Origin of the sequence: Volucribacter psittacicida (genome assembly GCF_004339025.1) — a bacterium.
GTDB classification, from domain to species: Bacteria; Pseudomonadota; Gammaproteobacteria; order Enterobacterales; family Pasteurellaceae; genus Volucribacter; species Volucribacter psittacicida.
The window spans coordinates 364,129-387,330 of record NZ_SMFT01000002.1; the positions used below are offsets into that span (position 1 = coordinate 364,129).

A 23,202-nucleotide genomic window follows, 5' to 3' on the forward strand; every position below is an offset into this window, starting at 1 on the left:
ATTGCGAAATTTTAACACACAAAATCTCTCTGAGACTATTTTCGTGAGAGCAAATTTAACCAATAAAAAAACTATGTTACGTTTTTTATATACCTTATTTATGTATGGGATTCAGCCAATTATTTTATTATTTATGCTGATCCGTAGTTTAAAATCGCCGCAATATCGGCAACGTCTTGGCGAACGTTACGGTTGTTATTCGCATATTCGCCCCCCTAAACCCAACGGAATTATTATTCACGCCGCTTCTGTTGGGGAAGTTATTGCTGCAACACCTTTAGTAAAACGCATACAACAACAGTATCCTGATCTGCCGATTACCTTTACAACGGTAACACCGACAGGATCAGATCGTGTTATTTCAGCATTTGGTCATCAAGTCAATCATCTTTATTTACCCTATGATTTACCCTTTGTGATTCGACGCTTTATTGACTTTGTACAGCCCAAACTTTGTATTGTGATTGAAACTGAAATTTGGCCAAATTTAATCCGACAATTACGCCTACGCCATATTCCTTTTATTATTGCCAATGCCCGTTTATCGCCTCGTTCGGCTAAACGTTATGGCTGGGTAAAAGGGCGTTTTCAAAATATATTAAAAGATATTGAACTTATCACTCCCCAAGATCAAGTTAGCGGTAACCGTTATTTAACACTAGGCTATCCCAAAGAAAAGTTAAAATTGACGGGCAATATTAAATATGATTTAACAATTTCCCACCGTTTGCAGGAAAAAATTAATGGCTTAAAAACTTTATGGAATGATCGTCTAGTTTGGGTTGCGGGCAGTACCCATGAGGGCGAAGATGACATCATTTTGCAAACACATCAACAGCTATTAGCTCAATATCCGAATTTACTCTTAATCCTTGTTCCTCGCCACCCTGAACGTTTTAATACGGTGGAGGAGTTAATTGAAAAAATGGGATTTCATTATTGTCGCCGCAGTAAAAATATCTTACCCAATCCTAACATACAGGTAGTCTTAGGTGATACGATGGGCGAGCTTATGTTGTTATATGGGCTTGCCGATGTGGCTTTTGTAGGCGGGAGTTTAGTGAAACATGGTGGACATAATCCACTAGAACCTTTAGCGTTTAAATGCCCGATTATTAGTGGACAATATACCTTTAATTTTCCAGAAATCTTTGAGCAATTATTAAACGTACAGGGCGTAATAGAAGTCAACTCAGATGTACAATCTCTCAAAAGTGCGGTGGATTTTTTATTAAATTCCGAAGAAAAACGTCATCAATATGGCGAAGCTGGTTTTAAAGTCCTTATGGAAAATCGAGGGGCATTAGACCGTTTATTACAACTTTTACAACCTTATTTAGAGCAATAAATATGATCCGTGTAATTTATCCCGGTACCTTTGATCCCATTACCAATGGGCATTTAGATATTATTGAACGTAGTGCCACTTTGTTTCCTGAGGTGTTAGTGGCTGTTGCCAATAGCCCAAGTAAGCGTCCAATGCTTGACCTCAACCAAAGAGTAGAACTTGTGCGTCAATCTATTGTACATCTGCCTAATGTGCAAGTAGAAGGTTTTTCTGGTCTGTTAGCGGAATTTATTCAACAACGCCAAATTAAAGCCATTATTCGAGGCGTAAGGGGTGTAGCTGATTTTGAATATGAGTTACAACTTTCCCATTTAAATCGCTTATTAACCCAAGGTGTAGAAAGCCTCTTTTTTCCTCCATCTGATCGGTGGTCTTATGTTTCCTCAACCATGATCCGAGAAATAAAACTGCATGGTGGCGACATTAGCCAATTAGTTCCTCCCCCTGTGTTAAAAGCATTAGGATAATCATTTCTCCCTTATGGCTATTCCACTTTAAAAGAATAGCCTGTTGCCACGCCTTGTTTTATTTTAAAGTGGAATAACTATATTTAGGTAAATATTGCTGTACCAGCATCTCAGGGCTATCCGCTTTACTTGAGATTTATTTTATATATAAAAATAAATTATAACGATATTATTATCTTGCTTTATTTCACTTAAAATTCACCAAAATCATATAATTATCCTGATTAAAATACTATAAAAAAAATTTATACAAATCTAAAAAATCAATATTTCTTTTTTTATTTTTTTCTTGCTAGTCTGTCAGCCGATAGAAAGAGATAATTTCTATAACAATACATACATTATGCTTCTATGCTGTTTTATAAAGCATAACAATAGTATTCCCTTTGATAAAGATAAAACAAAATCGGAAGCTATTTCATAAATAGATTTTATTATGAAAATAGTTTATATGGAGGAAACTATGTCAAAAATCATTCCTATCAATGAAATTCAACAATATCTTTTTGATGGTATGACCATTATGTCCGGTGGCTTTATGGGCATTGGTACACCTTCACATATTGTCCAGACAATTTTAGCGGCTGGCATAAAAGATATTACCTTAATTTGTAGCGACACCGCTTTAATTGATACCGGCGTAGGGCCATTGATCGTTAATAATCGAGTAAAAAAGGTGATAGCTTCACATATTGGTACAAATCCAGAAACAGGTAAAAAAATGATTGCTGGTGAAATTGAAGTAGAGCTTGTTCCACAAGGTACTTTTGCGGAGCGTATTCGTGCGGGCGGTGCTGGTTTGGGTGGTATTCTCACGCCAACAGGTATAGGTACAGTCGTTGAACAAGGTAAACAAAAAATCCAAGTTGAAGGAAAAGATTATTTACTTGAATTACCTTTAAAAGCAGATCTTGCCATTTTAAAAGCTCATATTGCCGATGAAGCAGGAAATTTAATTTATGACGGTGCGGCAAGAAACTTTAATCCCATTATGGCATTAGCAGGAAAAACAGTGATTGCTGAAGTGGATAAAGTCGTTAAAGTCGGGGAATTAGATTCAAATCAAATTATGACACCTGCGACTTTAGTCGATCATATTATTACGCATAATTAAGGGGAGAATAATGATGAACGCAAAAGAATTAATTGCTCGTCGTATTGCAATGGAATTTCATAATGGTGATGTTGTCAATCTCGGCATTGGCTTACCAACAATGGTAGCAAACTATATTCCAGATGACGTGAATATTACACTTCAATCAGAAAACGGTTTTTTAGGGCTTGCCGCTTTTGATCCTACTAATGCCAATCCAAATATTGTCAACGCAGGTGGGCAACCTTGTTCCATTCAAGCAGGTGGTGCGTTTTTTGATAGTGCTTTTTCCTTTGCCTTAATTCGTGGTGGGCACGTTGATGCTTGTGTATTGGGTGGTTTGGAAGTCGATCAAGAAGCTAATCTCGCTAACTGGATGATTCCGGGCAAAATGGTACCGGGTATGGGTGGAGCAATGGATTTAGTAACGGGAGCTCGCAAAGTAATTATCGGTATGGAACATTGTGCAAAATCAGGGGATGCAAAAATTCTCAAGAAATGCCGTTTACCACTTACCGCAGTAAAGGCGGTAGATATGATTGTTACTGAGCTTGCCGTATTTGAATTTATTGATGGAAAATTGGTGCTAAAAGAACACGCGCCAGAAGTTGATTTAGAGACAATCCAAGCGGCTACAGAAGCGGAGTTTAGTGTAGCGAGTGATTTTAAACCTATGCAAATCAGCCAAAAAGGCTTATAGGAGAGAGTCAATGAAAAATGTTGTTATTGCGAGCGCTGTTCGCACCCCTATCGGTAGTTTTAATGGGAGTTTAGCCAATATAAATGCCGTCGAATTAGGTTCAATCGCTATCAAAGCAGCCATTGAGCGTGCTGATCTTGATGTGGCATTGATTGATGAAGTCATTATGGGACAGGTATTACAAGCGGGACAAAAACAAAACCCCGCAAGACAAGCCTTATTACATAGTGGCATTGGCCAACAAGTAACGGCTTATACCGTAAACAAAGTCTGTGGTTCTGGCTTAAAAAGCGTTGCCTTAGCGGCTCAGGCAATTAAGGCGGGTAATGCGAAGATCATTATTGCAGGTGGAATGGAAAATATGAGCCAAGCCCCTTATCTTTTGGATAAAGCACGTTGGGGGTATCGTCTCGGTTCGGGACAAATTGGCGATGTGATGCTACTTGATGCTTTAACCTGTGCCGAACAGGGTTACCATATGGGAATTACGGCAGAAAATGTAGCAAAAAAATATGGTATTAGCCGTCAACAACAAGATGAGATTGCCTTAGCTTCACAACAAAAAGCGGCGGCGGCGATTGAAAGTGGGGCATTTAAAGCAGAAATTGTTCCTGTCAACATAAAACAGAAAAAGCAAGAAATTACCTTTTCTACAGATGAATACCCTAAAGCAGAAACAACATTAGAAAAATTATCTGCATTACGTCCTGCATTTGATAAAGAGGGAACAGTTACCGCAGGCAATGCTTCTGGTATTAATGATGGAGCCGCCGCTTTAGTGATTGTCGAGGAACAAACGGCAAGAGATCTTGGTCTCCCTATCTTAGCGAGAATCCGTAGTTATGCCAGTGGTGGCGTTGCACCGGAAATTATGGGGCTAGGTCCTGTTCCTGCCTCGCAAAAAGCCTTAGCTAACGCAGGATTAAGCGTACAAGATATGGATCTCATCGAAGCCAATGAGGCTTTTGCTGCACAATTCTTAGCCGTAGGTAAAGAACTTCATTTTGATTTAGAGAAAGTGAATGTTAATGGCGGTGCAATTGCATTGGGTCATCCTGTAGGAGCGAGTGGGGCAAGAATTTTAGTGACATTATTACACGCTTTGCAAGCGAGGGATAAAACCCTTGGGTTAGCCACATTATGTATTGGTGGCGGTCAAGGCGTTGCAATGGTTGTGGAACGTGTTTAAACCATAAAATGGAAAAATGCTTCAGCATTTTTCCTTTCATCAAACAAGGTACGAGCAGTCTAAGATGTACCCAATTAATCTGTAAGGAGAAAATTTATGTTAAATAATAAAGTTGCATTGGTCACAGGTGCTGCAAGTGGTATTGGTTTAGCGATTAGTCAAACTTTAGCCAATGAAGGGGCTAAAGTTGTTATGGTAGATGTGAATGAAAATTTACTTAAACAACAAGCTGAACAATTACAAGCAAGCTATATCGTTGCCGATTTATCCAAACGAGAAGGATGCAAAAGTGCGGTAGATTTTGCACATAAAACCGTTGGCGGCGTAGATATTTTGGTGAATGTCGCAGGTATTCAAACAGTTTCCCCTATTGAAAGTTTTCCCGAAGATAAATGGGATTTTATGATTAATCTTATGCTTACTGCCCCTTTCCTATTAACCAAATATTGCTGGCCACATATGGCGAAAAATCAATGGGGTAGAATTATTAACCTTAATTCTATTCATGGACTTGTTGCCTCTGACTTTAAATCCGCCTATGTTTCAGCCAAACACGGCTTATCTGGTTTAACTAAAACTGCCGCTTTAGAGGGGGGAGCTTATGGTATCACGGTTAATTCAATTTGCCCGGCTTATGTCAGAACACCACTTGTAGATAAACAAATTGCTGATCAAGCTAATCATCACGGTATCTCAGAACAAGATGTGATTAGTAAAATTATGCTACAAAAAGCGGCGGTTAAACGCTTAATTGAACCTGCAGAAATTGGCGAGTTTGTAAAATTCCTCTGTTCTGATGCAGCAGCTTCGATCTCAGGCTCTTGCTTATCTATTGACGGTGGTTGGACTGCGGGTTAAGGAGTAAAGCTATGCTAAGTTTAATTGGTATTTTCGTTGGTATAGTCTTACTTATGGTATTAGCCTTTCGGGGCTATTCCATAGTATGGATTGCGCCGATTTGTGCCGCGATTGTTGCCTTTACTGGCGATCTCAATGTGCTAGATGCTTATTTAGATAGCTATATGAGTGGTCTTGTCAACTTTGTTAAAGCCTGGTTTCCTGCATTCTTACTCAGTGCTATTTTTGGTAATTTAATGGACGTCAGTGGCGGTGCAAAATCTATTGCCGCTTGGTTGACAAGAATGTTAGGGACAAAAAGTGCTATCGCCTCAATCGTACTGGGGTGTGCATTATTAACTTACGGTGGCGTTAGTTTATTTGTGGTAGTATTTGCTATCTACCCACTTGCTCTCGCAGTTTTCAAAGAAGCCAATATTACGAGACGATTAATTCCCGGAACGATTGCCTGTGGCGCGTTTACCTTCACAATGACCGCCTTACCGGGCTCGCCACAAATCCAAAACTTAATCCCAACCGCTTACTTTGGCACTGATGCGATGGCGGCACCAATGATGGGCATTATAGCCTCTGCGATTTTATTCTTTGGTGGCGTAGCTTATCTTGAAATGCGTCGTAAAAAATATGCCAGTAATGGTGAGTTTTTTACTGAGCCAGCCGTCATAGAACAAAGCACTACACCACAACAAGAAAAATTACCTAGCCCTTTGGTTGCTTTACTACCATTAATTGCCGTTATCGTCGTGCTTAACTTTATACCACCACTCATTGGGTTAAAAAATGATGATCCTAAAAATATTGTCATCGCCTTACTTTCAGGCATCATCCTTGTGGGATTATTAAGTTTAAAGCAAAGAGACAAATTTATCCCTGCTATTGGTAAAGGTGCAAATGGTGCGGTCGGTGCAATCATCAATACTGCCGCTGCTGTTGGTTTCGGCAGTGTAGTAAGAATGGTGCCAGGTTTTGATTTACTCACCACGATGATTCTCAATATTCTAGGCGGACCATTAGTCTCCCTTTCTATTGCGGTAAATATTTTAGCAGGTGCAACAGGCTCAGCGTCAGGTGGTATGGGAATCGCATTGGAAGCCTTAGGTGAAAAATATCTAGCTATTGCTAAACAAATGCATATTTCACCCGAAGTACTACATCGTATCGCCTCACTTTCATCAGGTGGCTTAGATACTATGCCACATAATGGCGCAGTCTTAACCTTACTTAGCAATACTCAAATGACTCATAAAGATTCCTATCTAGAAATTGCGGTAACTTCATTTATTATGCCAATTATCGCAACTATCGTAGTCATTATTTTGTATAATTTGTTTGGGATTTATTAAAAACTGAATTTAATCAACCTTCAGAAACATAAAGAATTATCTGCACCAAATTTGAAACAAACAAATTAATGTGCAGATTTTTTTACTATTTATAGATTTCACTATTCCACACTCACCCTCAACGCCATCGCAATGGCGAAAGGCGATAAGGTTAGGCTTGCGGTGAACATGGCGGCGAGAATGGCAAGTTGTCCTTGATAAGGGAGACTTAAACTGGCGGATTCTAAAACCGCTGAGGCAAAAATTAATACGGGGATAAAAAGTGGCAGTACTAATAAACTTAACAAGACTCCGCCTTTACGTAATCCTACGGTTAATGCCACGCCAATCGCCCCTAAACAGCTTAATATTGGTGTGCCAAATAATAAGGTTAATACTAATGCCCACCAGATATGAATATCTAACGAAAGTAATAAGGCGGCAATGGGTGAAAGTAAGATAAGAGGAAAGCCAGTTAATAGCCAATGGGCGATAACTTTGGCAAGTGCGGTAAGTGGCAAAGGCTGAGGGGTAAGCATTAATTGCTCTAATGAACCATCAATAAAATCATCACGAAATAATCGCTCAAAGGATAATAACGCGGATAAGATAGCAGAAACCCAAGCAATACCTGTTGCAATTCGGCTTAATAGCTGCGGATCTGGACCGATAACTAAGGGAAATAAGGTGATAATAATTAAAAAAAACCACAAGGGATTAAGAATTTCCGCTTGTTTACGCATGGCGATTTGTAATTCTCGTTTAATAATGGCAAAAAAGATCATTGATATTGTTCCAAATTAATTTTTTGTAGCAGGGTGCTTGGGATTTCTTGATGGCTTGTTAATATTACAATCCCCCCTTGTTGGCTATGTTGTTCAAATAATTTTGTTAGCACTTGTACACCATGTTTATCAATGGCATTAAAGGGTTCATCAAGTAACCATAAAGGGGCTTTGGATAGCCATAGTCGGGCTAAGGCGATGCGTTTTTGTTGTCCTGCGGATAATTGTCCAGCCACAATATCTTCTTTACCGAGTAAACCCACTTGTTGTAAAACTTGCCATAGGCGCTCTTCCTCTAAGGTTTGTTGGTGTATTTTTTGGTAAAACTGTAAATTTTCCCAAGCAGTTAATTCAGGTTTTATCCCTGCTTGATGACCAAGGTAGAGGAGATTGGCGTAAAATATTTCTCGATTTTGTAAAATATCTTGTTGATTCCACCGCACTTTCCCTGTTTTAGCCAAAGCTAAACCGGCAATGACACGCAATAAGCTGGTTTTTCCGATGCCATTATGCCCTTCAATTTGGACAAAATCACCGCTTTTTAAACTCAGGTTTAATTGTTTAAATAAGGTTTTTTCACCACGTTGGCAACTGAGGTTATGCAGTTCTAATTGATTGATATTGTGCAACATAGCTTGTCTTTATCAAAAATAAGTGAGCTTATTCTAACATAAGCCTATTGGCTAAACAGGGAAAACTAAGTAGAAAAGTAAAAAAAATTGTTATTTTATAAAATTCTGCTTATTGGGTGTTTTGTGATAATTTCGTCAATAAGTTTAGAGTGATATTTTTCAATTTTTGCATTTTTTAGATAATTATTTTGTTTATCTTATGGTTTTTGAGTGGTATGGCATTTGACAGTCTATTTTTATTGAGTAATATAGAACCACTTTCATTTTTTACTAGGATAATAAAATGTTCTCTCGTACTGTTTTACTTCTCAACCTCCTACTCGCAACACTGTTGTGCGGTTTGGTGGTGGATAAAAATCAGTGAGACAATTATCCTATAAATGAAACCCGCACATCTTAGGCGGGTTTTTTTGTACCCAGTAAAAAATTATTTTATTTTTGACCGCACTTTAGCAATATTTTAAGGGGAAATGATGAACAATAACGTGATTATTTTTGATACGACATTGCGTGATGGCGAGCAGGCGTTAAAAGCCAGTTTGACAGTAAAAGAAAAATTACAAATCGCTTTGGCGTTGGAACGCTTAGGGGTTGATGTGATGGAAGTGGGCTTTCCTGTATCCTCTAGTGGCGATTTTGAATCGGTGCAGACCATTGCCCGTCATATTAAAAATAGCCGAGTTTGTGCCTTATCTCGTGCGGTTGCCAAAGATATTGATGCCGCTTATGAAGCCTTGAAAGTGGCAGAGGCATTTCGTATTCATACTTTTATTGCCACTTCAGCCTTGCACGTGGAGCAAAAATTAAAGCGTTCTTTTGATGATGTGGTGGAAATGGCGGTTGCCGCCGTAACTCGTGCCAGAAATTATACTGATGATGTGGAATTTTCTTGCGAGGACGCAGGGCGTACTGGCGTGGATAATATTTGTCGTGTGGTTGAGGCGGCGATTAAAGCTGGAGCGACTACTATTAATATCCCTGATACGGTGGGTTATACCTTGCCAACCCAATTTGGTTCGATTATTGATAATGTGATGAATCGTGTGCCGAATATTGATAAAGCCATTATTTCGGTGCATTGCCATAATGATTTAGGTATGGCAACTGCGAATTCTTTGACGGCGGTGCAATATGGTGCGAGACAAATTGAATGTACCATTAATGGCATTGGCGAACGAGCAGGTAATACCGCATTAGAGGAAGTGGTAATGGCGATTCATACTCGCCAAGATTTATTCAATGTGCAAACCAATATTAATACCAAAGAGATCTATCGTGTGAGCCAAATGGTGAGTCAACTTTGCAATATGCCTATTCAGCCGAATAAAGCCATTGTGGGATCAAATGCCTTTGCCCATTCTTCAGGGATTCATCAAGATGGTATGTTGAAAAATAAAAATACCTATGAAATTTTGTCGCCAGAAAGCATTGGTTTGAAAAAGGAAAAATTGAATTTAACCGCACGTTCAGGGCGAGCAGCGGTAAAAAATCATATGAGCGATATGGGTTACACTGAGCAAGATTATGATTTAGATAAATTGTATGAAGCGTTCTTAAAATTGGCGGATAAGAAAGGGCAAGTCTTTGATTATGATTTAGAGGCATTAGCCTTTATAGATATGCAACAAGGGGACGGCGATCGCTTAAGTTTGGCAAAAATTTCTGCTCATTCTGTGAGCGAGTTTCCAGCCACCTCCTTTGTGGAATTGGTGTTGGACGGCGAGAAATTAAGTACCGTATCAACGGGAGGCAATGGGCCTGTTGATGCGACCTATAATGCTATTTTGTCTTTGACAGGTATGGATATTCGTATGTCCCACTATAATTTAACCGCTAAAGGCGAGGGCGCAGAGGCGTTGGGGCAAGTGGATATTGTGGTGGAATATCAAGGGCGTAAATTCCACGGTGTAGGATTAGCCACCGATATTATTGAGTCTTCGGCGTTAGCCTTAATCCACGCCATTAATGCCATTTATCGTTCACAAAAAGTATCAGAATTAAAGAAAAATACGGAGAAACACTAATGCAAAATAATCATGTCGCGGTTTTAGCTGGTGATGGTATCGGCCCAGAGGTCATGGAGCAAGCCTTAAAAGTATTAAGTGCGGTGGAAAAAAAATTTAATTTTCAATTAAATTATCAACATTATGATATTGGTGGCGTGGCCATTGATAAACAAGGAAAAGCCTTGCCTGAAAGCACCTTGCAAGGTTGTGAGCAAGCTCAAGCCATTTTATTTGGTTCAGTGGGCGGACCAAAATGGGAGCATTTACCGCCAAATGAACAACCAGAGCGGGGAGCATTATTGCCGTTACGCAAACATTTTGGTTTATTTTGCAATATGCGTCCAGCCACCTTATACAAAGGTTTAGAGCAATTTTGCCCATTGCGTGCGGATATTGCAGCAAAAGGCTTTGATATTGTGGTCATTCGTGAATTAACTGGTGGTATCTATTTTGGGCAACCAAAAGGGCGTGAGGGCGAAGGTGCTAATGAGAAAGCCTTTGATACTGAAGTCTATTATCGCTATGAAATTGAGCGTATTGCTCATTTAGCCTTTCAAGCGGCACAAAAACGCCGTAAAAAAGTGACTTCGGTGGATAAAGCCAATGTGCTAATTAGCTCAATGTTATGGCGAGAAGTGGTTAATCAAGTGGCAGAGCAATACCCTGATGTTAGCCTTGAGCATATCTATATTGATAACGCAACCATGCAATTAATTAAACAGCCTGAACATTTTGATGTGTTGCTTTGTTCCAATATTTTTGGTGACATTATTTCTGACGAATGTGCAATGATTACAGGCTCAATGGGGATGTTGCCGTCATCAAGTATGAATGAAAAAGGTTTTGGTTTATATGAACCTGCTGGCGGTTCTGCCCCTGATATTGCGGGTAAAAATATCGCCAATCCGATTGCCCAAATTTTATCAGCGGCAATGATGTTGCGTTATAGTTTCCAATTAGAACAAGCGGCACAAGCCATTGAAAAAGCGGTGCAACAGGTGTTAGCTGAGGGCTATCGTACTGCAGATTTAGCCGATCAAACGCCAGCGATTTCTACCAGTGCAATGGGCGATTTAATTGCCGCCAGAATTTAATGAGATAAAGAGTGATTATTATGGGAAAAACATTATACGAAAAACTTTTTGATGCACATATTGTGTATGAAGCGGAGGGCGAAACACCAATTTTGTACATTAATCGCCATTTAATGCACGAAGTTACCTCGCCACAAGCCTTTGACGGCTTGCGAGTGGCAGGGCGTCAAGTTCGCCAGCCAAGCAAAACCTTTGCGACGATGGATCATAGTATTTCCACCCAAAGCCGAGATCCAGCGGCTTGTGGTGAGCAAGCTAGAATCCAAGTGCTTGAATTAGATAAAAATTGTCATAACAACAATATTTCGTTGTATGATTTGAATAATAAAAAGCAAGGGATTGTTCATGTAGTCGGTCCAGAACAAGGTTTAACCTTACCCGGTATGACGATTGTATGTGGCGACTCACATACGGCGACCCATGGGGCTTTTGGTGCTTTGGCATTTGGGATTGGGACATCGGAAGTAGAACACGTATTAGCCACCCAAACCTTAAAACAGGCGCGTGCTAAGAAAATGAAAATTGAAGTGCGAGGTAAAGTTGCACCGGGTATTACCGCCAAAGATATTATCTTAGCCATTATCGGTAAAACCACTATGGCTGGGGGAACAGGGCACGTTGTTGAGTTTTGTGGGCAAGCTATTGAAGATTTGTCTATGGAAGGGCGTATGACCGTATGCAATATGGCGATTGAATTGGGGGCAAAAGCAGGATTAATTGCCCCTGATCAAACTACCTTTGATTATCTAAAAGATCGCCCTTTTGCACCAAAAGGTGAACAATGGGAACAAGCGGTCGCCTATTGGAAAACCTTAAAAAGCGATGATGATGCACAATTTGATACGGTGGTGGTATTGGACGCCAAAGAGATTGCCCCACAGGTTACTTGGGGAACAAACCCAGGGCAAGTGATCGCTATCGATCAACAAGTGCCTAATCCACAAACCATGCAAGATCCCATTGAAAAACAATCTGCTGAAAAAGCCTTAGCCTATATGGGATTAAACCCAGAAGTGAATTTAACCGATATTGCAGTGGATAAAGTGTTTATCGGCTCTTGCACCAATTCACGCATTGAAGATTTGCGTGCCGCCGCCGCTGTTGCCAAAGGACGCAAAGTGGCACAAGGGGTACAAGCGTTAGTTGTGCCAGGATCAGGTTTGGTACGTGAACAGGCAGAGCAAGAGGGATTAGATAAAATCTTTATTGAGGCAGGTTTTGAATGGCGATTGCCGGGCTGTTCAATGTGCTTGGCGATGAATGATGACCGCTTAGGCGAATGGGAACGTTGTGCCTCCACCAGCAACCGCAATTTTGAAAGTCGACAAGGACGTAATGGACGTACCCATTTAGTTAGCCCCGCAATGGCAGCCGCCGCAGCGGTATTTGGTAAGTTTACTGACATTCGCCAAGTTGAATTATTAGGAGGATAAAATGGCAGGTTTTAAACAGCATACAGGGTTAGTCATTCCTTTAGACGTAGCCAATGTGGATACCGATGCGATTATCCCAAAACAATTTTTACAAGCGGTAACCCGAGTGGGATTTGGTAAACATTTGTTTCACGAATGGCGTTACCTTGATCCTGAGGGAACCCAACCTAACCCTGAATTTGTGTTAAATTACCCACAATATCAAGGGGCAACCATTTTACTTGCTCGTGAAAACTTAGGTTGTGGCTCATCAAGAGAACACGCCCCTTGGGCATTGGCAGATTACGGTATTAAAGTAATGATCGCCCCAAGTTTTGCGGACATTTTTTACAGCAACAGTTTAAATAATCACTTATTACCCATTAAATTAACGGAACAAGAAGTGGACGAAATTTTCCACTGGGTTGCCCAAAATCACGGTACGCCCATCTCCGTTGACCTAGAACAACAGCAAGTTTATGTTGGCGACAAGATCTATCATTTTGACCTCGATCCTTTCCGCCGCCATTGCCTGCTTAATGGCTTAGACAATATCGGCTTAACCCTACAACACGAACAAGCCATCGCCGACTACGAAGCCAAAATCCCTGAGTTTTTGCGGTGATAAGATTGGTAGAAAAAGTGCGGTAGGTTTTGTGATTATAATTCCTCTACTTTAAAAACAATATAGTATTGGCACGCCTCTCTGTACTTTTTGTACTTATTCGGCGTGCCATTTTGTCCATTACATCACAAATTTAAACCAGAAAAATAAAGATAAATAATCTTTATTTTTCTGGTTCGCGATATTTTTTTATTATCTCTTTACCCCACCACAAACGGCAAGTAGCCAGCTTTAATCACAAATGGAATAGAGGTAATGGCAATGCCTAATAATAATACAATGATTAACATTGGTTTACCGCCAAGGACACGATAAGGCAGAGTTGGGTGCTGTTGGCGGACTTTCCAAACTAATGCCACAGGCAGTACCACCGCGTAAAATGCAAACATTTGCCCAGCATAGCCTAAGGCGAGGATAAAGCCTTCAGGATAGAATAACGCGAACAGCATTGGTGGTAAAAAGGTAAGTAATCCTAAGGTTAAACGGCTAGCTTGCTGGTGGAATACACGTTTTAATAGATCGTCAATGCTTTCAAGTAAACCGAGGGCTACGCCTAAGAAAGAGGTGATTAAGGCTAAAGCTGAGAATATTCGCACAATCCATGCAATCATTGGGCTGCCTGTAATCTGTAAGGTGGCATTAACTAAACCATTTAAAGTGGGTTCAGTTTGTAATATGCGTAGAAATTCTGTTTGGCTTAGGACACCATGAGTAGAAAGCTGCCATAAAATATAAGCACTGAGGGTAATTAATCCGCCACAAATAATAGCAAAGCGTAATGCTTTTACATTGCCACCAAGGTAATTATTCAAACTTGGTATTGAGCCGTGGAAGCCAAAAGCGGTAAAAAAAACGGGGCTGGCGGAAATAATTAAGGCTTTATCAATGGGCATTGCCATAAGATTGCCCAATTTAATTTTTGGCATTAAGAGTAATAACACCAAAATAAATGCGGCAAGCATAATAAAAAATAAAATACGGTTTAATCCATCGGTACTTTTGGTGCCAATCACCACCGCACAACCAAATACAAGGGTAAAAATAACAATGGTTAGTTGGTTGGTAAAATCACTGCTTATGATTGTTGGCATTACTCCAGCAATCAGTCCACCGCCGCCAGTTACATAGGCAGATAATAAGGCATATAGAAAGACCATTAGCACAGTGGTGGCGATAATTCTTCCTGCTTTACCAAAATATTGTGCCGCAAGAGTGCCAATACCCGCATCAGGTTCTGCGGTTTGATAAATTTCCACGAAAAGTAAGGCGCTAAACGTGAGTAATGCCCATAAAGCGATAAGTAAGATTAAGGTAAAGCCAAAGCCTATCCCAGCAGAGGTCAGAGGCATAGCCAGCATACCGCCGCCAATCATTGTGCCTGCCACTAATAAGGTGGTGCCGAGGGTTTTATTCATAAATCACCTGTAAATTGGTTGTAATTAAAAGTGTACGAGATTGTAGTTTATTTTTTACAGGATGTATAGTTGTTGGAAAATGCAATAACATTATTCATGTGTTATATGCAGTTAATGATAATAGCCTATACATTTCCAACATTTATTTTCACTTTGTGATCTAAATCACATTTTTATCTTTTTCTGATATTTTTTACGACAAGAAAAATATGAATAAAACCAAAGACTAATTTGAATTTATTAACAAATACGTTACAAAAGCACAATATATTGTGGTTGTTTTGACTTTAAAATCTATATATAGTATCTCGCCAATAAATTCAAACTAAGAGGATAAAAGATTATGTGGGTTATTAAGCGGGATGGGGGACGAGCAAGTTTTGAGCTTCAACGTATTATTAATGCGATTAAAAAAGCCTCAAGTGCGGTCGAAATTTATGATGATTTTTTTTGCCATCAAATGGGGCAACAAATTTGTCAGGATATTTTTACTCACCATGCCGAAGAAATTGATATTCACCAAATTCAACAAATTGTTGAAAATCATTTAATGTCAAGCCAATACCCACAAATTGCACGTGCTTATATTGAATATCGTCATGATCGTGATTTGGCACGAGAAAAACGTAGCCAATTAACCCAAGAAATTGAGGGATTGATTGAACAAAGTAATGTACAGTTGCTCAATGAAAATGCCAATAAAGATGCAAAAGTGATTCCAACCCAACGAGATTTATTAGCGGGCATTGTGGCGAAGCATTATGCTAAGCGTCATATTTTGCCGAAAGATGTGGTTGAGGCACATGAAAAAGGCGAAATTCATTATCACGATCTTGATTATGCCCCTTTCTTTCCTATGTTTAATTGTATGTTAGTGGATTTAAAGGGAATGCTGAATCAAGGCTTTAAAATGGGCAATGCTGAAATTGAACCGCCAAAATCCATTGGTACAGCAACCGCTGTTACAGCACAAATTATTGCTCAGGTAGCAAGCCATATTTATGGTGGCACAACCATTAATCGGATTGATGAAGTCTTAGCCCCTTTTGTGCAACAAAGCTATGAAAAGCATTTGCGTATCGCAGAACAATGGCAAATTGCCGATAAACAAGGTTATGCACAAGCTCAAATTGAAAAAGAATGTTTTGATGCTTTTCAATCCTTAGAATATGAAGTCAATACCTTGCACACCTCCAACGGACAAACGCCCTTTGTTACCTTTGGTTTTGGTTTAGGGACAAGTTGGCAAGCTAAATTAATTCAAAAATCTATTTTGCAAAATCGTATTCGTGGCTTGGGCAAAAATCATAAAACCCCTGTTTTTCCGAAATTAGTTTTTACCCTTAAAAAAGGCATTAATCAACAACCTATCGATCCGAATTATGATATTAAACAACTCGCTTTAGAATGTGCCTCAAAACGAATGTACCCTGATATTTTAAATTATGAACAGGTGGTCAAAGTAACGGGTTCTTTTAAAGCCCCTATGGGTTGTCGTAGTTTTCTTAATGCTTATCATCAACAAGGGGAAGAAATTCACGATGGGCGGAATAATTTAGGCGTGGTTAGCCTTAATTTACCGCGTATTGCCCTTGAAGCAAGAACACAAGCAAGTACAAGCCAACAACGAGAAGCACTTTTTTATCAATTATTAGCCCAACGTTTGCAAATTGCCAAAAAAGCCTTAATGACAAGAATTGCTCGTCTGGAACAAACTAAAGCACGCGTTGCGCCTATTTTATATATGGAGGGAGCTTGCGGTGTAAGATTAAAAGCCGATGACAATATTGCACAAATTTTCAAAAATGGACGAGCCTCTATTTCCCTTGGCTATATTGGTATCCACGAAACCATCAACGCCTTATTTGGCGATAAACATATTTATGACGATCAACAGTTACGCCAAAAGGGCATTGATATTGTACGCTATTTAAGCGAATGTGCTAAACAATGGAAAGCCGAGACAGGCTATGCCTTTAGCCTTTATTCTACCCCAAGCGAAAACCTATGCGATCGCTTTTGCCGTTTGGACAGTAAACAATTTGGCGTGATTAAAGGCGTAACCGATAAAGGCTATTACACCAATAGTTATCATTTAGATGTTGAGAAAAAAGTCAATCCTTACGACAAATTAGATTTTGAACAGCCTTATCCTGCGTTAGCCAGCGGTGGTTTTATTTGTTATGGCGAATATCCCAATGTACAACATAATCTCAAAGCCTTAGAAGATGTTTGGGATTATAGCTACGACCGCGTGCCTTATTATGGCACCAATACTCCTATTGATGAGTGCTATGAATGTGGCTTTACAGGGGAATTTCATTGCACCAGCAAAGGTTTTGTTTGCCCAAAATGTGGTAATCACGATAGTGAAAAAGTCTCAGTTACACGCCGTGTTTGTGGCTATCTCGGTAGCCCTGATGCTCGCCCATTTAATGCAGGTAAGCAGGAAGAAGTAAAACGCCGAGTAAAACACTTATAACCTTAATATATGAACTACTTACAATACTATCCCGTTGATATTGTCAATGGCGAAGGAACACGTTGCACCTTATTTGTGGCTGGTTGTACCCATGCTTGCAAAGGTTGTTACAATCAAAAAAGTTGGTCATTTCGTGCAGGTATTCCCTTTGATTGGCAAATGGAACAACAAATCATTCGGGATTTACAAGATACTCGTATTAAACGGCAAGGCTTAAGCCTCTCTGGTGGCGACCCGCTACATCCTCGTAATGTGGAAACCTTACTGCCTTTTGTGCAACGGGTAAAAAAAGAATGTCCCGATAAAGATATTTGGTGTTGGACAGGCTATACACTTGCCGAACTCAATGATTATCAACGCCAAATGCTGCCTTATATTGATGTCCTCATTGATGGCAAATTTATTCAACAACAAGCCGATCCCAGCCTTGCTTGGCGAGGATCGGCGAATCAGGTGATTTATAGATTTACAAAATGGTAAACTAATATGGTTGTCTCACCCCAAAAGAAATATGGTATTAGCGATCTCGTTTTACTTAACTATATTATAAATAAGGTCAAATATTATACATATTATTACATATTAATAACCACACAATTCGTAATACTTTTTGCCCTAGCTTGAGCGTCATTCGCTGCATTTCTATCTCCAACAGGCCCAATAAAAACACGATTCCAATCTGCACTTGAGCTTACTCTACTGTTAAACCCTGCCATTGCAAGACGTGCTTGCAAATTTTCCGCTTGTTGTTTATTTTTAAATGCTCCACATTGTAAACCAAAACTTTTTTTATTTTCTATACTATTATTTATTACTTTCGTCTCAGTATTTACTTTCAATGTTGGCTGCTGAGACGCAATAGGTTTAGTAGTCTCTGATTTTGTTTCTACAACATTGGTACCTCTATTTGTATGCTGGGTACTAGTTGCTATAGGAGAGTTTTCTTCTGATTTAACACTTTCACTAGCTTTTGCTTTTTGAGCTTTTTGTTGATCTTGCTCTAACATAGCTAAGATTCTTTTTTGCTCTGCTGTTAATTGCGCATTTTTTTCTAATGTACTTGGACTGCTATCAATAGGTATTTCTCGAGTTTCCAAATCTTGGATATAACTCCAAACTTCTTCAGGTCGACTTGGTAAAACACTTTTAAGTGGCGTTTCCACTGAATTAGTATTCTGTTTAGCTTCTGGTGCCTTTTGTTTTAACCAAAATAGTCCCATCATAAAACCTAATATAATCAATCCTCCAATAACCACTAATAAAATTTTATTCATTCCTGATGATTTTTTCTTTTGTCGTGATCCATTACGACGAGATACATAATCACGCTGAGCCACAAAATAAATCCTAAATCTACATAAATACAATAGTTAGCAATTCTACTGAAAATTTCTTAATAAGGCTAGAACTTATCAACTAAAAGAACATTTTACAAATTAGATACCATAAAACCATATCAGATTGTAATTTATAGTAGTAAAAAGAAATATAACTTATTATCAGTAAAAGTATTTTTCTATTTCAACTGCTGAATTTTAAATGAATCTTCAATTTCTTTGATCCAATCCAATTCATATTGACTAAATCCTGCTTGAATACGTGCATCTGTATTGATCACCCCTTTAAAAATGACAATACGATACTGATGTAATAAATCACTAAAAGATTTCATCGGATCTAACCCACGTTTTTTAGATAGAGTATGATACCAATGATTACCGATAGCAACGTGTCCAATTTCATCACGCAAAATAATATCTAAAATGTCTACTGCGGCAAAATCTTTACGTTGAGCGATTTTTTCTTGCAATATAGGCGTGGCATCTAAACCTCTGGCCTCTAACACCCTAGGAACTAACGCCATACGTCGCCAAATATCAAAAGCCGTCGCTTGTGCCATTTCCCATAACCCTGCATGAGCTTCAAAATCACCATATTGATAACCTAATGTTTTTAAATGCTCATTGATTAAAGTAAAATGTAATGCTTCTTCTTTTGCGACTCTCAACCAATCTTTCACAAAGGCTTGTCCTTGATTGAGTTCTTGCTGTGCTACACGCCCAAAACGCCAAGCGGCATCTAAACCAAGATTAATGGCATTAAATTCAATATGGGCTATGGCATGTAATGTGACGGCATAGCCTTCTTGGGTTGCAAAAGAACGTTTAGGCACATCTTTAGGGGCAACCAGCGTTGGTTTGTTAGGAAAACCTGCTATTTCTTGTGAGGGAGTAACCTCAGGAAAATCATCAAGCTGTTGTAAAGAAATAGAGGGTAATAACTGATCATAGAGCTGATTAACTAAACATACTTTTTGTTTTGGATCGATTTCAGATAATGCTGAAATCACATTATCCCAAAATATATCTCGTTCAATACTAAAACTTAACATTAACTATCCTTAATTAATTAATATACTTGGTATAAGTTATTGTACATATTCAATTTTAGCAACAAATAAAAGACTGACCATAATACTTTTTAAAATCCATACCTTTTCTTATGCAGTTATTACTACATTTTATAGTTTATTTATATACACTTACAGATTATTCCATATTAGGCCGTTAAAACAATTTGCATAATTATTCATTTAATATTAATATTTAACGCAATTTCACCTGATAATAGAAAAGACTCTTAATCATGACTATTGATGTAAAAAATCTCAATTTTTTTTATGGAAACTCACAGGCGTTGTTTGATATTAACCTGAGTGCTGAGCAAGGAGATACGGTTGTACTTTTGGGGCCAAGTGGGGCGGGGAAAAGTACGTTAATTCGTACCCTCAATCTTTTAGAAGTGCCTCGTTCGGGGATTTTGTCTATTGCGAATAATCAATTTGATTTGGCGACGAAAATGGATCCTAAAAAAATTCGTCAATTACGGCAGGATGTGGGAATGGTATTTCAGCAATATAATCTTTGGCCACACTTAACCATTATGCAAAATCTTATTGAAGCTCCGATGAAAGTATTAGGCATGGCCGAACAGGAGGCAAAACAACGTGCGGAAGGATTATTACAACGATTACGTTTAGAAGATTTTGCTGAGCGTTTTCCATTACATTTATCGGGTGGGCAGCAACAACGGGTAGCTATCGCACGCGCATTGATGATGCAACCGCAGGTATTGCTCTTTGATGAGCCTACTGCTGCCTTAGATCCTGAGATTACCGCACAAATTGTGTCAATTATTCAGGAATTGCAACAAACAGGTATTACTCAAGTTATTGTTACTCATGAGGTCAATGTGGCTAAAAAAGTGGCAACAAAAGTGGTTTATATGGAACAAGGGCATATTATTGAAATGGGCGATGCAAACTGCTTTGAACAACCGAAAACAGAACAATTTAAACAATACTTATCCCATTAATTAACACAACATTCTAATTAGGAGAGAAAAATATGAAAAAATTATTGGTAGCTGCATTATTAGCAGGATCAACATTTGCTGTTCAAGCACAAGATATTACTTTTGCCATGGAGCCAAGCTATCCACCATTTGAAAATACTAATGAAAAAGGCGAAATTGTGGGCTTTGATGTGGATATTGCGAAAGCTATTTGCCAACAAATTGAGGCAAATTGTAAATTTGAGTCTTTATCTTTTGATAGCTTAATTCAAGCTGTGCGTTCTAAGCGTATTGATGCCGCGATTTCGGCTATTGATATTACAGAAGCTCGTGCTAAGCAAGTGAGTTTTAGTGATCCTTATTATGATAGTTCAGCCAGTTTTGTTGCGGTTAAGGATAAAGTGGATTTAGCCAGTGCTAAAAATGTAGGGGTACAAAATGGTACCACTTTTCAACAATATGTGGTTGCCGAAGCAAAACAATATAGTCCAAAACCTTATGCTTCATTACAAAATGCTGTATTAGATCTTAAAAATGGGCGTATTGATATTATTTTTGGTGATACCGCGGTTTTAGCAGAATGGGTTAAAACGGACGATAGCCTTGCCTTTATTGGCGAAAAAGTCACTAATCCAAAATATTTTGGTAACGGTCTTGGCATTGCGGTAAATAAAGGGAATAAAGCCTTATTAGAGCAATTAAACCAAGGTTTAGCCACCATTAAGTCAAATGGCGAATATCAAAAAATTTATGATAAATGGATGTCTGGCGAGTAATATTGCGTAATTGATTATGTTTTTTGATTATTTATCTTTAATGTACACCGCTACTCTGATTACGCTAGGGTTAGCGGTTTGTTCTTTAATTGTGGGGTTATTGCTTTCTATGCTCTTTGTGGTATTAGAAACAAATAAACTCCGTTGTATTCGCCAACCTATCAGTGTGCTTATTGCGTTAATTCGTGGTTTACCTGAAATTTTGGTGGTTTTCCTCATTTATTTCGGCTCAACGGAATTACTTGAAGCAATAACAGGGGAATACATAGAATTTAGCGCATTTAGTTGTGGCGTATTGGCATTATCCCTTATTTTCGCAGCTTACGCCTCGCAATCATTGCGTGGTGCTATTCAAGCTATTTCTATCGGGCAATGGGAATCAGGGGCGGCATTAGGATTAAGCCGAGCACAAACATTTGTTCGCATTATATTGCCTCAAGTATGGCGACACGCTTTGCCGGGGCTGGCTAATCAATGGTTGGTATTATTAAAAGATACCGCATTAGTTTCGTTAATTGGTGTTGATGATTTATTACGCCAAGCGGAGTTAGTCAATACCAACACACATCAGCCGTTCACTTGGTTTGGCATTGCCGCCTTGATTTATTTATTAATCACCTTAATTAGCCAAGTAGGCATTCGCAAATTGGAAATGCGTTTTACCCGTTTTGAGCGAGGAGTAAAATAATGATAGCAGAATATTTTAATGTCATCGCACAAGGTATTCCAACCAGCTTATTATTGACCCTTGTTTCATTAGTTATCGCCTTTTTTATTGCCATTGCTTTAACCTTTATACTGGCATTGGGGAATAAATGGCTAAAATCTTTGGTCAACGGCTATTTAACATTATTTACAGGAACCCCTTTACTGGTGCAATTTTTCTTAATTTATAGTGGACCAGGACAGTTTGAATGGATAACCAATAGTATTGCGTGGAGTTTATTTTCTAATGCTTGGTTTTGTGCAATGTTAGCGCTTGCCTTAAATAGTGCGGCTTATTCTACCCTATTATTTTATGGCGCAATAAAAGCCATTCCTCGAGGACAATGGGAAAGTTGTGCGGCGTTAGGATTGACACCTTTACAAACATTAAAAATCCTTATTCCTTATGCATTAAAACGTGCTTTGCCATCTTATAGCAATGAAATTATTTTAGTCTTTAAAGGTACCTCGTTAGCCTCTACGATTACCATTATGGATATTATGGGCTATGCTCGCCAATTATATGGTACGGAATATGACGCATTAACCATTTATGGACTTGCTGGCGTAATATATTTAGTCATTACAGGCATTGCCACCTTATTATTACGTCAATTAGAACGTAAAGTCCTCTCCTTTGAACGTTTGGAAACGGAAAAAGCCAGTTAAAAAATCTGCACCTTTGGGTGCAGATAATATCTTATTTATAAAACTAAGTTGTTCTACTTATAGTACTGCTAAAGCATTCTGTAATGTATCAATACTGAATTTAGTTAGACGAATACATTGTTCAAAATGTGTGATCTGCTAGTTAAATTCAATAATTTTCTGCCGAATAGCAGTTGCACCATTTACCTTTGCCATAAATAAAAATTCTCGTGGTTAAAAACTCACGAGAATTATAGTAGAATTTGGCTAATTGGTCTTTGCTCAACTGCT

Annotated in this window: 22 protein-coding genes; 17 read left to right on the plus strand and 5 right to left on the minus strand. The window is 38.8% G+C overall.

Features of this window, described 5'->3' with window-relative positions; translation table 11 throughout:
• Positions 1–73 precede the first annotated feature (73 nt).
• The 7 genes from waaA to EV694_RS05070 all read left to right on the plus strand — a co-directional run bounded on the left by waaA (position 74) and on the right by EV694_RS05070 (position 6,998).
• Positions 74–1,348, plus strand: coding sequence for a lipid IV(A) 3-deoxy-D-manno-octulosonic acid transferase (gene waaA / locus EV694_RS05040; protein WP_132690147.1), 1,275 nt, complete (start codon positions 74–76; stop codon positions 1,346–1,348).
• Between the two features lie 2 nt (positions 1,349–1,350).
• The gene (coaD, locus tag EV694_RS05045) at positions 1,351–1,815 is read left to right on the plus strand and encodes a pantetheine-phosphate adenylyltransferase (RefSeq protein WP_132690150.1); all 465 of its coding nucleotides are present in this window, start codon (positions 1,351–1,353) and stop codon (positions 1,813–1,815) included.
• Between the two features lie 463 nt (positions 1,816–2,278).
• A complete protein-coding gene (atoD, locus tag EV694_RS05050) occupies positions 2,279–2,929 on the plus strand; it encodes an acetate CoA-transferase subunit alpha (protein ID WP_132690153.1) in 651 nt (216 codons plus the stop codon).
• Between the two features lie 13 nt (positions 2,930–2,942).
• The gene (locus tag EV694_RS05055; protein WP_132690842.1) at positions 2,943–3,608 is read left to right on the plus strand and encodes a 3-oxoacid CoA-transferase subunit B; all 666 of its coding nucleotides are present in this window, start codon (positions 2,943–2,945) and stop codon (positions 3,606–3,608) included.
• A gap of 10 nt (positions 3,609–3,618) precedes the next feature.
• Positions 3,619–4,797: an acetyl-CoA C-acetyltransferase gene (locus EV694_RS05060; RefSeq protein WP_132690156.1), complete on the plus strand. Its 1,179-nt coding sequence runs from the start codon at positions 3,619–3,621 to the stop codon at positions 4,795–4,797.
• 96 nt (positions 4,798–4,893) lie between these two features.
• The gene (locus tag EV694_RS05065) at positions 4,894–5,655 is read left to right on the plus strand and encodes a 3-hydroxybutyrate dehydrogenase (protein WP_132690159.1); all 762 of its coding nucleotides are present in this window, start codon (positions 4,894–4,896) and stop codon (positions 5,653–5,655) included.
• An 11-nt stretch (positions 5,656–5,666) separates the two neighbouring features.
• On the plus strand, positions 5,667–6,998 hold the full coding sequence (locus tag EV694_RS05070) for a GntP family permease (protein WP_132690162.1): 1,332 nt from the start codon (positions 5,667–5,669) through the stop codon (positions 6,996–6,998).
• 101 nt (positions 6,999–7,099) lie between these two features.
• Here EV694_RS05070 and ccmB read toward each other — a convergent pair whose 3' ends face one another.
• Positions 7,100–7,762, minus strand: a complete 663-nt coding sequence (gene ccmB / locus EV694_RS05075; RefSeq protein ID WP_132690165.1) for a heme exporter protein CcmB — start codon at positions 7,760–7,762, stop codon at positions 7,100–7,102.
• Positions 7,759–8,394: a cytochrome c biogenesis heme-transporting ATPase CcmA gene (gene ccmA / locus EV694_RS05080; RefSeq protein ID WP_424580045.1), complete on the minus strand. Its 636-nt coding sequence runs from the start codon at positions 8,392–8,394 to the stop codon at positions 7,759–7,761. Before ccmA ends, ccmB begins: the two co-directional genes overlap by 4 nt.
• Positions 8,395–8,867: 473 nt before the next feature.
• Between ccmA and leuA the strand changes: the two genes are divergently transcribed.
• From leuA to leuD, 4 genes are read left to right on the plus strand one after another with little or no spacing between them, the layout of a single operon-like run.
• Positions 8,868–10,418, plus strand: a complete 1,551-nt coding sequence (gene leuA, locus EV694_RS05085) for a 2-isopropylmalate synthase (protein ID WP_132690846.1) — start codon at positions 8,868–8,870, stop codon at positions 10,416–10,418.
• Positions 10,418–11,494, plus strand: coding sequence for a 3-isopropylmalate dehydrogenase (leuB, locus tag EV694_RS05090; RefSeq protein WP_132690168.1), 1,077 nt, complete (start codon positions 10,418–10,420; stop codon positions 11,492–11,494). The genes leuA and leuB overlap by 1 nt, the downstream gene beginning before the upstream one ends.
• A gap of 20 nt (positions 11,495–11,514) precedes the next feature.
• Positions 11,515–12,927 carry a 3-isopropylmalate dehydratase large subunit gene (gene leuC / locus EV694_RS05095; protein ID WP_132690171.1) on the plus strand — a complete coding sequence of 471 codons (1,413 nt, stop codon included), beginning with the start codon at positions 11,515–11,517 and terminating at the stop codon, positions 12,925–12,927.
• 1 nt (position 12,928) lies between these two features.
• A complete protein-coding gene (gene leuD / locus EV694_RS05100; RefSeq protein WP_132690174.1) occupies positions 12,929–13,531 on the plus strand; it encodes a 3-isopropylmalate dehydratase small subunit in 603 nt (200 codons plus the stop codon).
• A gap of 200 nt (positions 13,532–13,731) precedes the next feature.
• On the opposite strand, the gene EV694_RS05105 is transcribed toward leuD, so the two are convergent.
• A complete protein-coding gene (locus tag EV694_RS05105; protein WP_132690177.1) occupies positions 13,732–14,946 on the minus strand; it encodes an aromatic amino acid transport family protein in 1,215 nt (404 codons plus the stop codon).
• A 343-nt stretch (positions 14,947–15,289) separates the two neighbouring features.
• Between EV694_RS05105 and nrdD the strand changes: the two genes are divergently transcribed.
• Together nrdD and nrdG are read left to right on the plus strand one after the other, a co-directional pair.
• Positions 15,290–17,428 (plus strand): anaerobic ribonucleoside-triphosphate reductase, encoded by a 2,139-nt coding sequence (nrdD, locus tag EV694_RS05110; RefSeq protein WP_132690180.1) that lies wholly within the window; start codon positions 15,290–15,292, stop codon positions 17,426–17,428.
• A gap of 9 nt (positions 17,429–17,437) precedes the next feature.
• The gene (gene nrdG / locus EV694_RS05115) at positions 17,438–17,908 is read left to right on the plus strand and encodes an anaerobic ribonucleoside-triphosphate reductase-activating protein (RefSeq protein WP_132690183.1); all 471 of its coding nucleotides are present in this window, start codon (positions 17,438–17,440) and stop codon (positions 17,906–17,908) included.
• 95 nt (positions 17,909–18,003) lie between these two features.
• Here the strand turns inward: nrdG and ftsN are convergent, their stop codons facing one another.
• Complete coding sequence (ftsN, locus tag EV694_RS05120; protein ID WP_132690186.1) at positions 18,004–18,765, minus strand: cell division protein FtsN; 762 nt, start codon at positions 18,763–18,765, stop codon at positions 18,004–18,006.
• Positions 18,766–18,944: 179 nt separating this feature from the next.
• Entirely contained in the window at positions 18,945–19,820 is an 876-nt protein-coding gene (locus EV694_RS05125) for a ferritin-like domain-containing protein (protein ID WP_132690189.1), read from the minus strand.
• Between the two features lie 254 nt (positions 19,821–20,074).
• Here EV694_RS05125 and artP point away from each other — a divergent pair, with 254 nt between their 5' ends.
• From artP to artM, 4 genes are read left to right on the plus strand one after another with little or no spacing between them, the layout of a single operon-like run.
• Positions 20,075–20,803, plus strand: coding sequence for an arginine ABC transporter ATP-binding protein ArtP (gene artP / locus EV694_RS05130; protein WP_132690192.1), 729 nt, complete (start codon positions 20,075–20,077; stop codon positions 20,801–20,803).
• A gap of 32 nt (positions 20,804–20,835) precedes the next feature.
• Positions 20,836–21,558: an arginine ABC transporter substrate-binding protein gene (locus EV694_RS05135; RefSeq protein WP_132690195.1), complete on the plus strand. Its 723-nt coding sequence runs from the start codon at positions 20,836–20,838 to the stop codon at positions 21,556–21,558.
• Between the two features lie 16 nt (positions 21,559–21,574).
• Positions 21,575–22,246, plus strand: a complete 672-nt coding sequence (artQ, locus tag EV694_RS05140) for an arginine ABC transporter permease ArtQ (RefSeq protein WP_132690198.1) — start codon at positions 21,575–21,577, stop codon at positions 22,244–22,246.
• Entirely contained in the window at positions 22,246–22,932 is a 687-nt protein-coding gene (gene artM, locus EV694_RS05145; RefSeq protein WP_132690201.1) for an arginine ABC transporter permease ArtM, read from the plus strand. Before artQ ends, artM begins: the two co-directional genes overlap by 1 nt.
• The last annotated feature ends 270 nt before the right edge of the window (positions 22,933–23,202 follow it).